The 14541-nt window shown below is 68.6% G+C and carries 13 protein-coding genes; 5 read left to right on the forward strand and 8 right to left on the reverse strand.

Annotated features, from left to right (window positions below; translation table 11 throughout):
• Positions 1-69: 69 nt before the first annotated feature.
• The 6 genes from AC6I0Y_RS01505 to AC6I0Y_RS01530 all read right to left on the reverse strand — a co-directional run bounded on the left by AC6I0Y_RS01505 (position 70) and on the right by AC6I0Y_RS01530 (position 6359).
• A complete protein-coding gene (locus AC6I0Y_RS01505) occupies positions 70-1062 on the reverse strand; it encodes a radical SAM protein (protein ID WP_497732586.1) in 993 nt (330 codons plus the stop codon).
• Between the two features lie 9 nt (positions 1063-1071).
• Entirely contained in the window at positions 1072-1602 is a 531-nt protein-coding gene (locus tag AC6I0Y_RS01510) for an adenine phosphoribosyltransferase (RefSeq protein WP_160710032.1), read from the reverse strand.
• Positions 1603-1984: 382 nt separating this feature from the next.
• Positions 1985-2974, reverse strand: coding sequence for an acyl-CoA dehydratase activase (locus tag AC6I0Y_RS01515; protein ID WP_497732589.1), 990 nt, complete (start codon positions 2972-2974; stop codon positions 1985-1987).
• Entirely contained in the window at positions 2971-4149 is a 1179-nt protein-coding gene (locus AC6I0Y_RS01520) for a hypothetical protein (protein WP_236643461.1), read from the reverse strand. The genes AC6I0Y_RS01515 and AC6I0Y_RS01520 overlap by 4 nt, the downstream gene beginning before the upstream one ends.
• On the reverse strand, positions 4142-5158 hold the full coding sequence (locus AC6I0Y_RS01525; RefSeq protein WP_497732591.1) for an acyl-CoA dehydratase activase-related protein: 1017 nt from the start codon (positions 5156-5158) through the stop codon (positions 4142-4144). Before AC6I0Y_RS01525 ends, AC6I0Y_RS01520 begins: the two co-directional genes overlap by 8 nt.
• A gap of 691 nt (positions 5159-5849) precedes the next feature.
• Positions 5850-6359: a hypothetical protein gene (locus AC6I0Y_RS01530; protein ID WP_236643376.1), complete on the reverse strand. Its 510-nt coding sequence runs from the start codon at positions 6357-6359 to the stop codon at positions 5850-5852.
• Between the two features lie 471 nt (positions 6360-6830).
• On the opposite strand from AC6I0Y_RS01530, the gene AC6I0Y_RS01535 reads away from it, so the two are divergent.
• Entirely contained in the window at positions 6831-7694 is an 864-nt protein-coding gene (locus tag AC6I0Y_RS01535) for a TIGR04282 family arsenosugar biosynthesis glycosyltransferase (RefSeq protein ID WP_160709177.1), read from the forward strand.
• Positions 7695-7706: 12 nt separating this feature from the next.
• Here AC6I0Y_RS01535 and AC6I0Y_RS01540 read toward each other — a convergent pair whose 3' ends face one another.
• Both AC6I0Y_RS01540 and mihF read right to left on the reverse strand, forming a co-directional pair.
• Positions 7707-8669: a TrmH family RNA methyltransferase gene (locus AC6I0Y_RS01540; protein WP_160709175.1), complete on the reverse strand. Its 963-nt coding sequence runs from the start codon at positions 8667-8669 to the stop codon at positions 7707-7709.
• Between the two features lie 263 nt (positions 8670-8932).
• The gene (mihF, locus tag AC6I0Y_RS01545) at positions 8933-9241 is read right to left on the reverse strand and encodes an integration host factor, actinobacterial type (protein WP_160709173.1); all 309 of its coding nucleotides are present in this window, start codon (positions 9239-9241) and stop codon (positions 8933-8935) included.
• Positions 9242-9555: 314 nt separating this feature from the next.
• On the opposite strand from mihF, the gene mazG reads away from it, so the two are divergent.
• The 4 genes from mazG to AC6I0Y_RS01565 all read left to right on the forward strand — a co-directional run bounded on the left by mazG (position 9556) and on the right by AC6I0Y_RS01565 (position 14540).
• Complete coding sequence (gene mazG / locus AC6I0Y_RS01550; RefSeq protein ID WP_497732594.1) at positions 9556-10446, forward strand: nucleoside triphosphate pyrophosphohydrolase; 891 nt, start codon at positions 9556-9558, stop codon at positions 10444-10446.
• 171 nt (positions 10447-10617) lie between these two features.
• Complete coding sequence (locus tag AC6I0Y_RS01555; protein ID WP_497732596.1) at positions 10618-11742, forward strand: aldo/keto reductase; 1125 nt, start codon at positions 10618-10620, stop codon at positions 11740-11742.
• A gap of 443 nt (positions 11743-12185) precedes the next feature.
• On the forward strand, positions 12186-13019 hold the full coding sequence (locus AC6I0Y_RS01560) for an ABC transporter substrate-binding protein (protein ID WP_160709167.1): 834 nt from the start codon (positions 12186-12188) through the stop codon (positions 13017-13019).
• 171 nt (positions 13020-13190) lie between these two features.
• The gene (locus AC6I0Y_RS01565; protein ID WP_497732598.1) at positions 13191-14540 is read left to right on the forward strand and encodes an amino acid ABC transporter permease; all 1350 of its coding nucleotides are present in this window, start codon (positions 13191-13193) and stop codon (positions 14538-14540) included.
• The last annotated feature ends 1 nt before the right edge of the window (position 14541 follow it).

The following is a 14541-nucleotide window of genomic DNA, read 5'->3' on the forward strand; positions in this document are numbered from 1 at the left end:
CGGCGGCTGGGCGCGAGGGCGCGGGACGCCTGGGGCCGTGCGCGGCGGCTGGGCGCCCGCGCGGGCGCCCTACGCGTAGTAGCGCGACGGGCCCTCCCAGACCTTCCAGTCGCACTCGGCGTAGAGCTCGCGGCACTGCCCGACGGAGTACCCGCGGAGGGTCTCGGTGGTGGTGTCGCGGGGCGAGGTGCCGCGCTCGGCCCAGATGACGTTGGCGCCGGCTTGGGCGCACAGCTGGCTGGGCTCGTGGGTGCAGTTTCCGCGGATGTCCGGGCCGGTGGCCAGCGCGATGGCGCCCGCGTAGGTGGCCAGGCGGCCGTAGCTGATGTTGCCGTACTTCGAGAACGCCGTGTTCGGGATGGTGTTGCGCCGCATGGCGCCGCTGAAGCCCACCTCCAGGCTGCGGGCCAGCAGGATGAGGTCGGCCAGCTCGTCGGGCGTGTGCTCCGGCCCGATGGGCTCGATGCAGTTGCCTACCACCAGGCCCGCCTCCTTCGCCGCCTCGATGGTGGCGATGCGCGCGTCGCGGTCGCAGCGGGTGTAGGTGCCTTCGCCCAGGCGCATGACGTGGTAGGCGCCGGCCACGCCCGCGGCCTTGAGCTCGCGCGCGTAGGCCAGGTCGAAGTCGGCGATGTTCGCCACGATGGGGATGTCGCGGGTGAGCACGCCGCGCACCGCGTCCACCACCTCCAGGAAGCGCTCCTGGTCGTAGCGGGCGGTGGTCACCAGGTACAGCGCGTTCACCCCGTCAGCATCGAAGGTGCGCGCCTCGTCGAGGATGCGCTCAAGCGGCAGCTCGGTCTTACGGCGGAAGATGCCGGCGCTCGCGGCGAACGAGCAGAACGCGCAGTCGCAGGGGCACGGCGAGGCGTCGAGTCCGATGTGGCTGTGGATCTCGGCGTAGCCGTCGTTGAGCGACTCCGTGAAGGTGCGCCCGGCCTGCTGGATGGCGAAGGCCTCGGGGGAGAGGTTCTCCACGGACAGCAGCGCGATGATCTCGGCGCGGTCAAGCAGCGTGCCGTCCTGGGCCTTCTCGATGATACTGAGGATGTTCTTGTCCATGACGCCCTCCTAATTCACCGCGTGGAGCGAGAATACCTCCGCGTCGGTCGCCTCGGCGATGACCTCGCGCGGGTTCAGGAAGGCCAGCTCCAGGAAGAAGCCCATGCCGGCCAGGGTGGCGCCGGTGCCTTCGATCATCTTCACCACGGCGCGCACGGTGCCGCCGGTGGCCACCAGGTCGTCCACGATGAGCACCACGTCGTCGGGCGTGAGCGCGTCCTGGTGAATCTCCAGCGCGTCGCTGCCGTACTCGAGCTCGTAGGTGGCCGCGTAGGTGGCGCGCGGGAGCTTGCCCGGCTTGCGGGCGGGCACGAACCCGGCGCCCAGTGCCACGGCCACCGGCGCACCCACGATGAAACCGCGCGCCTCCGCGCCGACGACCTTGGTGATGCCGCGCCCGGCGAAGTGGCCGGCAATGCCGTTGACCACGGCGGCGAGCGCTTCAGGGTCGGCCAGCACGGGAGTGATGTCCTTGAAGACCACGCCGGGCGCGGGGTAGTCGGGCAGGTCGATGATGAGCGATGCGGGGTCGACGGCCATGGGAGGGTTCCTTTCAGCGGACGCGGGGATGTCGGCGAGCGGGTGGGCGTCGGGTGGCGCGCATCCGCCGCTGCCGTCCAGCGCGGGTTTTGGCAGCCGAACTATTCTAGCCTAACGGGTCGTCTCCTTGAAATGAGCGCGCAAAAATGCAAATTCGAGCGGTTTTGCACTCGCGAGGGGTCGGCGTAGAGGCGAAGCGCGCCGTGCGTTCAAAGCCGACCTGGGAAAACGCTGCGTGCTCTTGCGATCGGCATCGGATAAGGCGTAGCCGAGGGTGCAAAACCGTTCGAATTTGCAGCGCAGGCGAAAAAAACCGGGGCCCGCTCGCAGCGAGCCCCGGATCTCTGCGGCGACCGCCGTGCGCAGGCCCCGGCGTGCCGTGCTAGGCGGTCGTCTTGACCGCGCCCTTGTCGCAGCGGTTGCCCCAGCTGTCGATGATGTCCTTGTCGCGATAGACGCAGATGATCTCGCAGTGGTTGGCGCACTTGCCGCACTCCACCTCACGCGTCTTGAAGTCAAAGTCGAGCATGGCCTCGAAGTCGAGCACGCCGCTGGCGAAGGGGCCGGACTCGGCGTCGGTGATGGGGCCGGCGTCGGCGGCCAGCAGCGCGGCGCCGAACGCGCCCATGAGGTGGCCGTCCGGATCCACCGTCACCTCCATCCCCAGCTGCTCCTCGAAGGCGTGCACGACGCCTGCGTTCTTCGACACGCCGCCCTGGAACACCACGGGCGCCTCGATCTTCTTGCCCTTGCCCACGTTGTTGAGGTAGTTCGACGCCACGGCGTTGCACAGGCCGGCGATGATGTCCTCGCGCGCGTAGCCTACCTGGATCTTATGCACCAGGTCGGACTCGGCGAACACGGTGCAGCGCGCGGCGATGTTGGCCGGCTTCTGGGAGGTGAGCGCGATGTCGCCGAACTCCTCCACCTCCACGCCCAGGCGATGGGCCTGGCTCGAGAGGAACGAGCCGGTGCCCGCGGCGCACAGCGTGTTCATGGCGTAGTCGACGGCGATGCCGTTCGCCACGCAGATGATCTTGGAGTCCTGGCCGCCGATCTCCAGGATGGTGCGCACCTTGGGGTGCAGGAAGGTGGTGCCCACCGCATGGGCCGTGATCTCGTTCTTGATGACCGACGCGCCGAGCATGGCGCCCACCAGCCGGCGCGCGCTGCCCGTGGTGCCGGCGCCCACGATCTGGACGCCCTTGCCCTCCACCTGGGACTCCAGCTCGCGCACGACGTTGCGCGAGGCCTCGGTGGGGTTGCCCTCGGTCCACAGGTACGACCGCGCGATGATGGCGCGGTTCTCGTCGATGATGACGCCTTTGGTGGAGATGGAGCCGATGTCGATTCCGAGGTAGCCTTGGGTCATTTCGTCTTCTCCTTCTTCATGGAAAGCATGTCGTAGAACGCCTCGAGGCGCGTGTCCAGGCCGGTGTCGGAGGTCTGGGAGTCGTAGGTGAGGTAGAGGATGGGCATGGCCGCGTCGGCGCTCACGCGCTGGAGCACGGGCATGCAGTCGATCTCCGGCGTGCAGCCGGCCGACTTGGCGTGGATGACGCCGTCGAAGCCCTCGCGGGCGTAGCGGTGGGCGGCCACCACGGTGAGCGTGGAGGTGGGACCCATGTCGTAGGTGAGGTACCCCGCGGCGCTGCGGCGCAGGTTGGGCTCGTTGTAGCGCACGAAGCGGTTGGTGAGGTTCATCATGCGGTGCACCTCCACGCCCATGGACAGCAGCTTGTCGTCGAGCTCCAGGTTGGAGCGCTCGTCGATGGCCGTGAACATCTCGCCCACCACGCCGATGCGGATGGGGTCGTCCGGCTTGTCGAGCGGGATGGCGCGCATGGCGTCCATGGCCTGGCGGAAGGCCTCGTTGATGTCGCGGTCGCCGGTGGCGCCGCGCAGGGCGTCCAGGTAGGAGGCCCAGACGCGCTTGAAGGCGCCGCGCTCGCGCTCGAACCCGGCGTTGGCCAGGTAGAAGTCGCGCGCCTCGTCCAGCTTGACGGCCATGTTGGCCGTGGCGGCCAGCTTGGGCAGGGCGGCGGGCACGTTGATGTCGGGGTTCACCGTCTTGAGGCACTGCTTGGCCCAGCCGAGCGCCCCCTGCTCGATGCCGCGCGAGAAGTTGAGCATCTGGAACTCATAGCCCATGTCGCGCAGGATGGCTTCCTGCAGCTCGCCGTAGTAGCCCAGGCGGCAGGGGCCGCCGAACTGCACGAGCACGTCGGCGCCGGCCTCGAGCGCCTCCACGTAGTCGCCGAGGATGTGCTTGAAGGGCGTGCACACGTAGTCGGTGGAGTTCTGCTCGCCGATCTCGGTAGTGCGCTTGGTGGCCTCGGGCAGCGTGAGGAAGTCGGCGTCGAGCACCTGCTCCACGAAGAACTTGAACGCCGGATCGTAGTAGCAGTAGCGGAAGAACGCCACCTTGATGCGCTTGTGGCGGTCGCGCTTGAACTTGCGCCGCCCCATCTTGGGCTCGCGGCGGCGCTCCAGCTCGACCGCGATGCGCGAGCGCGCCTCCTGCGGGAGCGTGAGGATGTCAGCCATGGACGTAGCCTCCCTTCTGGTGGTAGCGCAGGATGTCGACGAAGCTCTCGATGCGCGTCTCCACGCCGGCGGTGCCGCTCTGGGCGTCGATCATCAGGTTGAGGATGGGGGTGCCCTGGATGTAGCGCATGATGGCGTCGTCGGTCATGGAGTCGGGGCCGCAGGGGAAGGCGCTCACCAGCACGATGCCGTCCACCTTGTCCTGCAGCAGCAGGATCGACCCGATGAGCTCGCGGTTGACCACCCACGGCAGCGTGTCGGTGAACTCGAAGCTGGCCTTGTAGGCGCGGGCGTGGTTGGTCTCGTCGGCGAACAGCACCGTGACGCCCATGGCCTCGAGGGACTCCACGATGGTGCCGCAGAGGTACTCGTCGTGGGCCAGGTAGGGGTGGGCCACCAGCAGGATGGCGAGCGGCCGCTCCTGGGTTCCGGTGGGGTCGGACGCGGCGACGACGCGGTATTCGGCCAGCAGGCGCAGGGTCTCCTCCTGGGCTGCGGCCTGGGCGCGGCGCGCGTCCTCGAGGGCGCGGACGCCGGCCTTCCACGCGCGCTTGGCCAAGGCGGGGCTGGCGCCCAGGCGCGCGGCCATCTCGGTGAAGGCGCGGCGCACCTCCTTGGGCTTGGACACGTTCTCCACCAGGCACGACAGCACGCGCACGCCGCGGTCGCGGAACGTGTTGGCCACGAGGTCCGGCGCGGCTTGGAACTTGGTGCAGAAGCCGGCGCGCGGGTCGCAGCTGGCGTAGCAGGGCACGAACACGGCATCGCAGCGGCCGATGAGGCTGTCCACATGGCCCATGTAGGCCTTCGAGGCCAGGCAGCACTCGTCCACGGAGAGCACGGTGCCGGTCTCGACGATGGCGCGGTCGGTCTCGTCGCTGACGATCACCTCGCGACCGAGCTCGCGCAGGAAGGTCTCCCACAGCGGGCCGTAGCGATGGTACAGGAACCCGCGCGGAATGCCGACGATGTGGATGTCGGCCAAGTCGGGCTGGGGTTTGAGGGCCAAGGGGCGCTCCTTCTCGCTTGCCTTCACGGGGCCGGTGCCTCGCGTGCCCTGCCCCGCGTCCGCCCGGCGGGCGGAGAGTTAGTTTGATGATCTTAGCACTTACGGTTGGCGCTGTCCGCCCCGAGACGCCGGCGGTCGCGCGGCGCCTGTGGCGGGAGGGCGGAGCGGGTGGGGGGGCGGCTGGCGCGCGGCCGGCCTGCTCGCGCGAATGCCCCACGGCGGGGGTGGGACGCTCCCGCGGCCGGGGCAGGTGCGCTTGCGTGCCGCCCCGGTGGGCGTGCGCCCCCCCCCGGATAGGCGTGCTCGATGGGGCGCTCACGCGGCCGGCACGTGGGGTCAGGATGCTCGTCCCAGGTACGGCGCCCCTGGCCTGCGCGGGCCGGCGCGGGGCTGGGGGCTGCTGCGGACGTGGGGCTGGGGGGGGCTGCTGCGGGGCGCGGCAGCGGCAGCGCTCGCGTCCGCCGTGCCGGGTCGGCGTGGCTGGCGCGGGGCGCGTGGTCGGCCCCCGCCCTCGTCGCGATGTCCCCGCGTCTCGCCCGTCGCGCGCGATCCGCGCGAGACGATGGTCTCGGATGCGGCGCGGGCGCCGGTGGCGCCAGTCCACGGCTGCAGGCGTTGCGGGCGCCGGGAGCGCGGCGAGCACCGGCTTCGTCGGCGCGCCTCCCGCAGACGGGGACGGGGGACGCGACGCTCAGCGCTCACGGCAGCGGCGCTCGGCCAGGAGCAGCCAGGCGAAGGCGCCGGCCATGACGGCCAGGCCGAAGCCGTCGAAGGCGACGAACCGCATGATGCCGCCGGCCAGGGCGGCGTGGTCTGCGGGCAGTCCGGCCAGGATGGCCGTCTCTCCGGCGAGCCCGACAACCTGCTGGGCCAGCACCACGCCGGCCAGCGCGCGATGGCGGGCCGGCCGCCAGATGACCAGCGGGTAGGTGCAGTTCCACATGAGGAAGGCCACGCCCATGCCGCGCGTAGCCGCCTCGCCCGCCACGCCGGTCAGCTCAAAGCCGCCGGCGTACGAGGCAGGGTCGACGGCAAACGATAGCGCGCAGTGCACGTTGACGGCGAACACGAGCGCGAAGGCGGCGCGACAGGCCCAGATGGCGGCCCGGACGCCCGCGTCCGAGCGCGTGGGGGCCGCGGTGCCGCCCGTCCGCCAGGCAGCGGTTCGGGCGGGGTTTGCGCTCGCGCTGATCTTCGCCATGCCGCCTCCTCGCGCTCTCGTGTCTTTCCCCGATGCTAGCACGCCCGCGTTCCGCCCCGCTCCATCGCCGCCAATCCGTTGCCGGGCCGGTCGTCGCGCCCCCCGCCTCGCGAGCATCCTGGGCGAGCGGTCTTTTTCCGTCCGATTCTGCCCCTGCGCGCTTCCGCTCAGGCAAAGTGGCCAAAAATGACGACCTGACGACGTTTTCGGCGCCTTTTCTGCCCTGCTGGAGCCTTTTTCGTTCGAGGCTCTGCGGGGCGGCTCTCCGTGACCTGGGGTTTTGGAGCGTCGCCTTTGCGTCGTTGCGGTGCCTTTGTCGTCAGGTCGTCATTTTTGGCCACTTTGCGCTCAGGTTTTGCCCGCGTCCGACGGTTGCCTGCTGGGTGCGGGGGTTTGGTGTTAGCATGGCGAGCGAGAATGCTGCCGTGGCGCCGTCGGGCGCCGCGCACCGCGCACGAGAGGGGAGGCCCCATGAGGGAGCGTAGGAACACGGTGCTGCTGTTCAGCAAGCTGCCGGAGGCCGGCAAGGTGAAGACGCGCCTGACGGTGCTGAAGGATGGCGTGTTCCAGCCGGACGTGGCGTCGGCGCTCTACCACTGCATGCTGTTCGACGTAGTGGAGATCATCTGTGGCGCTTTCACCGCGCTCGAGGCGCGCCCGCCGGCGGTGGACGCCGCCACGGGCGAGGAGATCCGCGATACCTACGACCTGGTCATCTCCACGGCGCCGGCGGCCAACGTAGAGGCCATGGAGAAGCTGTTCTCCGACGCGGGGGAGTGGCCCCGGCCGCTCACGTTCATCGCCGACGAGGGCGCCAGCTTCGACGAGCACTATAATCACGCCTTCCAGCAGGCGTGGGAGCGCGGGGCCGACTGCATCCTGTCCATGGGCGCCGACATGCCGGCGCTCACGGCAATGGACGTCGCGGCCGGCTTCGACGGGCTTCACGCGCTGGACGCCGTGCCCGGCGGCGGCATCGTGCTCGCGCCCGACCAGGCCATGGGCGTGTCGGTCATCGGCTGGACCCACGATACCGACTTCGACCACACGGGCGTCTACTACAACCGCGATGGCCTGACCGTGCTGCCCGCCTATATCGCCAAGGCGCGCGAGGCCGGGCTGCCGGCGCGCTACCTGCCCCCCATCCCCGACGTGGACACCATGGGCGACCTCATGCACGCGGTCACCGTGGTGGAGGCGCTCAACTACACGGCCGCCTTCGACGGCAACACGCCGCCCTGGCGCACCGCCGACGCCCTGCGTCAGATGGGCTGGGACGAAGTGCGCGTCCCGCCCAACGACCTCTTCGACCCGCGCGACGAGATCGACAAGTAGGGAGCGGGGGCGCTACCCCCGCAGCGCATAGAAGGCCACGGCGCTGGCGGCGGCCACGTTGAGGGAGTCCACGCCGTGGTCCATGGGGATGCGCACCGTGTGGTCGCAGCGGGACAGGGTGGCCTCCGCCAGGCCGTCGCCCTCGGTGCCGAACACGAGCGCGAGCGGCTGCGGTTGCGGCTCGGCGGACGCGCCGAGGGCGGGTGCCCCCGCCGGTTCGCCGTCGCTCGTCGCCGCGCTCGCGCCCGCGGCCCCTTCGTGTGTCGCGCTCCTCGCCGCGGCCGCGCCCGCCCGCGACGGCCGCCCCGTCAGCGCGGCCAGCTCGTCGAGGGTGATCGAGTCGTCCGAAAGCGCCATCGCCGCCGTCGTGAACCCCAGCTCGTGCAGCAGAGGCACGCCCTCGGCCGCCCAGTCGCGCACGTCCTCGCCGATGCGTGTCCAGGGAATCTGGAACACCGTGCCCATGGACACACGCACGGCGCGGCGGTAGAAGGGGTCGTAGCAGGCGGGGCTCACCAGCACCGCGTCCACGCCGAGCGCCGCGGCCGATCGGAAGATGGCCCCCACGTTGGTGTGGTTGGTGATGTTCTCCAGCACGGCCACCAGGCGCGCGCCGGCCACGGCCTCGGCCACGGTGGGCAGCGCGGGGCGGCGGAAGCAGCCGAGGGCCCCGCGGGTCAGCTCGAACCCGGTCAGCCGCGTCAGCTCCTCGCGGGGCGCCACGAACACGGGCAGTTCGGGCGTGACGGCCTCTGCAGCAGCGATGACCGGCGCCAGGGGCTCGAGCCACTTCTCCTCCATGAGCAGCGACACCGGCGTGAGGCCGCCGGCCAACGCCCGCTCGATCACCTTGCCGGACTCGGCGATGAGCTGCGCCCGCTCGGGCTCGATGCGGCTGCGCAGCTGCGTGTCGGTCAGGCGCGCGAAGGCGTCGAGGCGCGGGTCGTCCAGGGAGCTCACGTATTCGAGGGACATGGTGGGGCCTTTCTGCAAGGGTTTGGCGAGATTTTGGACATTTGCTTCGAAATTCCGAGGTAAGCCGTCGTAAAAGGGAGGCTTTTCCTGCCAGGCTGCCGTCGCGGTCGAAATCGACCTGGGCAAATGCCGGAAACCCTGCGACCGACCTGTCCGCCACCTCGGAATTTCGAAGCAAATGTCCAAAAACGGAACGAAAAAAAGCGCGCACCCCGGAGGATGCGCGCCTTCGTGCTCAAGAGCCGTGCGGCTGAGAGCAGCCCTTAGGCCAGGGCGTCGATGAGGGCCTTCATCTGGTTGGAGCCCAGGCCCTGGATGCGACGGTCGGCGGGGATGCCCAGCTCCTCCATGAGCTTCTCGGTCTTGACCTTGCCGTAGCCGGGCAGGGCGCTGACGAAAGCCTTGACCTTCATGCGGCCGACGACCGGCTTGTCGCTCATGTCGAGGACCTCCTTGGGGGTCATGAGACCCATGGAGAGCTTCTTGGTGAGCTCGGAACGCTCGGCGCGGACGATGCGGGCCTTCTCCAGGGCAGCGGCGCGCTGCTCGGGAGTCATGGTAGGTGCAGCCATGTTGTAACTCTCTTCTCTCGTTCTCTGCGCGCTACGTTTCTGAAGTGCGCGCAAACTTGGCCAATAAAACAAGCGGCTACAGATGTTAGTTGAAGTGGGCCGCGTTTGCACGTCTTTTTTGCGAAATAAGCGGTCGGAGCAGGTTTTTCAGCCCGTGCGGGGGAGAAAACGGGCCTTCGGCGCCAAGGAAGAAGGCCTGGTGGGAGAAATTGTGGGGGCGGGGTAACGAATCGGAGGAGGGGCCTCGGCGGTATAATCGAGCCGTCCCAAGCTCCATTCGCGCGCCCCGGGCGCGCCTGTCAGGAAGGCCTGCCATGACCCAGAAGAAGGTCGCGGACATCACGCCGCGCCCCCACCCCGACTTCGATGCCTTCGCGGCCACCATCGAGGCCCTGCGCGCCCCCGACGGCTGCCCCTGGGATCGCGAGCAGACGCACCAGTCCATCGCGCACAACATGATAGAGGAGGCCTACGAGGCCGTGGACGCCATCGAGGCGGGCGATATGGCGCACCTGCGCGAGGAGTTGGGCGACGTGCTGCTCCAGGTGGTGCTCCAGTCGCAGATAGCCGCCGACGCGGGCGAGTTTGACATCGCGGACGTGTGCCGTGACGTGAACGAGAAGATGATCCGCCGGCACCCCCACGTCTTCGGCGACGCTGCCGCGGCTGACGCCAACGAGGTGCTCGACCTGTGGGACTCGGTGAAGCTGGCCGAGCGGGAGGCCGCCGCGGCCGACGCGCCTGCTGACGTGGAGCCAGCCGGCCTGCTCGACGGCGTGCCCGCCAGCTTTCCCGCGCTCATGCAGGCCCAGAAGGTGTCACGCAAGGCCGCGGCTGTGGGCTTCGAGTGGCCGACGGTCGACGAGGTGTGGGAGAAGGTGGCCGAGGAGGAGGCCGAGCTGCGCGCCGCCTATGCCGCCGCGCCCAAGTCCGCCGACGGCAAGGTGCTCGCCGAGGCCGATCCCGCCGCAGCCACGGCAGTGGAGCTGGAGTTGGGCGACGTGCTGTTCTCGCTCGTGAACGTGGCGCGCAAGATGGGCGTCGACGCCGAGGGCGCGCTGCGCGCCACCTGCGTGAAGTTCCGCCGCCGCTGGGCCTTCATGGAGGGCGCCGCCTGGGGGCAGGGGCAACGCGTCGAGGATCTCTCCGCCGCCGAGCTGGAGGAGCTCTGGGCCGCCGCCAAGCTGCTCGACCCGGTCGAGTAGGGGCGTCCTGCCCCTGCGGATGGCATTGCGCCCCGAGCCCGATGCTGAGCTTTGCGGCCGGGGCTCTCGGGCCTGACACGGCATCTCGCGCTTGACTTAAAGCCGACTCCAACTATTACCATGGGAGACAACGCGCTCCGGCGTTTGCCATTTCGAGAGACGAGGAATCCCATGAGAGAAGACCTGGCATCCATTTCCAAGATGGGCTTCGGCTGCATGCGCCTGCCCCTCATCGATCCCGCCGATCCCACCTCCATCGACATCGACCAGTTCAAGGCTATGGTCGACGTGTTCATGGAGGCTGGCAACACCTACTTCGACACCGCCTTCCTCTACCATGGCGGCGCCTCGGAGGCAGCGGTGCGCCAGGCGCTGGTCGAGCGCTATCCCCGCGAGTCGTTTACCGTGGCCACCAAGTGCCCGGCTGCGTTTCTGCCCACCAAGGAGGCCGCCCATGCCACGCTGGCCACGTCGCTTGAGCGGCTGGGCGTTGCCTACCTCGACTTCTTCCTGCTGCACAACCTGGGCAGCACGCGCACGGCCACGTTCGACGAGTACGGCATGTGGGAGTTCGCGCAGCGCGCTAAAGAGCAGGGGCTCGTCCGCAACATCGGGTTCTCGCTCCACGACGGCCCCGAGGCCCTCGACGAGCTGTTGACGGCCCACCCCGCCCTGGACTTCGTGCAGCTGCAGGTGAACTACCTCGATTGGGACGACCCCCACGCCCAGGCCCGTCGCCTCATGGAGGTGGCCGATAGCCACGGCGTGCCCGTCGTCATCATGGAGCCCTGCCGGGGCGGGCGCCTCTGCGAGCTGCCCGAGGAGGCGGCCGCCATCCTCGCGGAGGGCCACCCTGCCATCACCCAGGCTGAGTGGGCCTACCGGTTCTGCTGGGACTTGCCCAACGTCATCACTGTGCTCTCGGGCATGTCCACCCTTGAGCAGGTGGAGCAGAACACGGCCTCCTATCGCGCTCGTCGGCCGCTCTCGGCCGATGAGCGTGGTACGCTCGGACGTGCTGTCGAGGCTATTCGCGCCCTCGCCGTCGTCCCCTGCACCGGCTGCGGCTACTGCGTGGAGGGGTGTCCGGCCCACGTGATGATCCCCGATGTGATGGAGATGCTCAACTTGGAGGCCATGACGCGCAATCCGGCCTTCGCCAAGGCCACCTACGGTTGGCGCACCGAGGCTGGCCGCGCGTCGTCGTGCATCGGCTGCGGCGCCTGCGAGGCCATGTGCCCGCAGCAGATCGACATCATCCACCAGCTTGAGGTGGCGGCTGGGAAGTTCGAGTAGCCTGGGCTCCCGGCTCCCGCGCCAACCCCGCAGCCATCTTTTCCCGGAAAGATGGCACAGAACGGCAGTTTGGTACGGTTGCGCCGCCCCGGCGGAGTCGGCGAGCGTCGGTTCGAAACGCGCGACCTGGGGTTTTGCCGCGCGCAGGTCGCATCGGGGCTGCCTTCGGTCGTCCAGCGGGCTGCCGTGCCGTACCAAACTGCCGTTTTGTGCCATTTCCGGCCCGAAAAGTGGCTGCGCCTCCCGCGATCGGCTTTCGTGGGCCCGATCTGACCGCGGAGGAGCGTCCCGCCTGCGACGCTTGCACGGCCCCGCCGCCCGCCCGCTAATCCGTAAACACGCCCGAAACACGATAGTTGTTTGATAAGGGTGCCCGGAAACACCATAATGAGCGAATCACTGCTTTAGCGTGTTGGAGCGCATAAGAGGAAAGGGGAAACCTGATGAAGATGAAGAAGTGGGGCGTGCTCGCGGTCAGCGCCGCGATGGTGGCCGCCCTGGGTCTGTTCGGCTGCTCCGGCGGCGATGCCAAGCCGGCCGAGGACAAGAAGGCTGAGGAGCCCAAGACCGAGGCCCCGGCCGAGATGACCCTCATGAAGGAGGGCACGCTGACCATCCTGAGCTCGCCGGACTACCCGCCGTTCGAGAACCTGGAGAACGGCGAGATCGTCGGCTACGAGGTTGACCTGTTCAACGCCATCGCCGACGAGATGGGCCTGAAGCTGGAGATCCAGCCGCTGCAGTTCGACGGCATCATCCCGGCCATCCAGGCTGGCGGCCAGGGCGACGTGGGCGTTTCCGGCTTCTCGGTTGACCCCGAGCGCGCCCAGCAGATCGACTTCACCGAGACGTTCTACATTGACGACCAGGCCGTGGCCGTCATGAACAGCAACACCGAGATCACCAGCGACAACGCCGCCCAGGCCCTGAACCAGGAGGGCGTCATCATCGCGGTTCAGTCCGGCACCACGGGCGAGGCCTACGTTCAGGAGAACTTCCCCAACGCCACGGTCCAGCCCTACGGCAACGGCACTGACTGCTTCGCTGCCATGCAGTCCGGCCAGGCCACGGCCGTGTGCACCAACCTCGCGGTGGTGAAGCGCATGCTGGCCGACGCGTACCCGGATGCCCACATGGTGCTCGAGATCGCTACCGGCGAGGAGTACGCCGCCGTGGTCTCGAAGGACAACCCGGAGCTCACCAAGGCGCTCGACGCCGCCATCAAGAAGCTCCAGGAGAACGGCACCATCGATCAGCTGCAGGACAAGTGGTTCTAATTCTCTCCTGCAGACATCGCTAGGTTTCAAGGCCCTCCGGTGCCCATCGGCTCCGGAGGGTCTTTCCCGTCCAAGACCCGTTTTTGAGGTTAGGCTATGAACAAGACTCCCTGCTTCCCCCCAGTATTCTCCGGCTTTGCTTTACGGGCCCTTGGTCGCTTGGCGTCGGTCGTGCTGGCAGCGATGATGCTGCTGGCGCTGGTTCCGGCCTCGGCGCTGGCCCTCGACACCGCCAAGTGCACGGCGCGCCCCAACGGCTCCACCGGATCCGAGGTCTACGGCGGCACGGAGACGCGGGTGACCTGGGAGGGCCAGGCCGATGCCGACGAGGCCATCACCGGGCTCTCCATCGTCTTCCCCCAGGGCACTACCTTCAACGACGACACTACCGGCAAGGCGCGCATCACGCTGCTCACCGCCGACCAGAGCCAGCGCCTGGGCTTCTTGGACGCCGACTATTCCCTTGATGGCGAGACCTTCACCGCCACGCTGGACGAGCCGGCCCAAGCCGGCGGCTATCTCCGGGTGGAGATCTACGGCGTGTTCTTCCCGGTGGCGGGTGGCGAGATGGCCCTCAACGGCAGCTACGCCTTGGAGGACGGAACCACGTTGCCGGTGGAGGACATCCAGCCCCTGACTGTCACCGGTGTGTCCACCACCGGCCAGATCACCTCGTGGCTCTCTGATCAGGAATGGGTGCAGGCCTGGAACTCGAACCGCTTCCTGCGCATGTTCCTGAATCCCGTCATCATCGTGGACAGCTTTCCCATCGTGTTCCAGGGCTTCCTGATGGCGGTGGCCATCGTGGCCATCGCCTTCCCTCTGGCCATCCCGCTGGGCCTGTGCCTCTCCCTCATGCGTATGGCTAAGCTGCGGGTGCTGCGCGGCTTAGCGTCGCTCTACGTGAACGTGGTGCGCGGCACGCCGTTGTTCCTGCAGATCTACATCGCCTTCTTCGGGCTGCCGCTGGCCGGCCTCAGCATCGACAAGTTCCCCCTGGGCGTCATCGTGCTGGCCATGAACTCCGCCGCCTACCTCTGCGAGATTTTCCGCGCCGGCATCCAGTCCATCCCGGCGGGGCAGAACGAGGCGGCGCGCTCGCTCGGCATGAACGGCGCGCAGACGATGATCTTCGTCATCATCCCCCAGACGGTGCGGCGCGTGATTCCCACCATGACCAGCGAGTTCATCCTGCTGTACAAGGACACCTCGATGCTGGCCGCCGTGGGCGTCATGGAGGTGGTCATGTACGCCAAGACCATCGTGGCCTCCACCGGCTCCATTACGCCCTACATCGTGGCTGCGTGCTTCTACCTGGTGATCACCCTGCCGCTGGCGAAGGTGGTGGGCCGCCTGGAGGCGCGTCTTGCCGGCGGCGGTCGGCGACGCAAGCGCCAAGGCGGTGCCGGCGCGGCTCGGCCGCTGCAAGGGACGGACTCCGCGGGTGTCACGGCTTACGTCACCGACGCGCTGACCTCGCAGCCGGTGATCAAGAACGATGCTCCCGACGCTGGCCGCTAGG

This window comes from Adlercreutzia sp. St.1H8 (assembly GCF_059728655.1).

What these genes read in the sequence shown, in the direction of transcription:
- AC6I0Y_RS01535 (WP_160709177.1), top strand. Translation starts at nt 6,831, where the DNA reads ATGAGGGAGCGTAGGAACACGGTGCTGCTGTTCAGCAAGCTGCCGGAG.
- AC6I0Y_RS01530 (WP_236643376.1), bottom strand. Translation starts at nt 6,359, where the DNA reads ATGGCGAAGATCAGCGCGAGCGCAAACCCCGCCCGAACCGCTGCCTGG.
- mihF (WP_160709173.1), bottom strand. Translation starts at nt 9,241, where the DNA reads ATGGCTGCACCTACCATGACTCCCGAGCAGCGCGCCGCTGCCCTGGAG.
- AC6I0Y_RS01515 (WP_497732589.1), bottom strand. Translation starts at nt 2,974, where the DNA reads ATGACCCAAGGCTACCTCGGAATCGACATCGGCTCCATCTCCACCAAA.
- AC6I0Y_RS01540 (WP_160709175.1), bottom strand. Translation starts at nt 8,669, where the DNA reads ATGTCCCTCGAATACGTGAGCTCCCTGGACGACCCGCGCCTCGACGCC.
- AC6I0Y_RS01505 (WP_497732586.1), bottom strand. Translation starts at nt 1,062, where the DNA reads ATGGACAAGAACATCCTCAGTATCATCGAGAAGGCCCAGGACGGCACG.
- AC6I0Y_RS01520 (WP_236643461.1), bottom strand. Translation starts at nt 4,149, where the DNA reads ATGGCTGACATCCTCACGCTCCCGCAGGAGGCGCGCTCGCGCATCGCG.
- AC6I0Y_RS01510 (WP_160710032.1), bottom strand. Translation starts at nt 1,602, where the DNA reads ATGGCCGTCGACCCCGCATCGCTCATCATCGACCTGCCCGACTACCCC.
- mazG (WP_497732594.1), top strand. Translation starts at nt 9,556, where the DNA reads ATGACCCAGAAGAAGGTCGCGGACATCACGCCGCGCCCCCACCCCGAC.
- AC6I0Y_RS01560 (WP_160709167.1), top strand. Translation starts at nt 12,186, where the DNA reads ATGAAGATGAAGAAGTGGGGCGTGCTCGCGGTCAGCGCCGCGATGGTG.
- AC6I0Y_RS01555 (WP_497732596.1), top strand. Translation starts at nt 10,618, where the DNA reads ATGAGAGAAGACCTGGCATCCATTTCCAAGATGGGCTTCGGCTGCATG.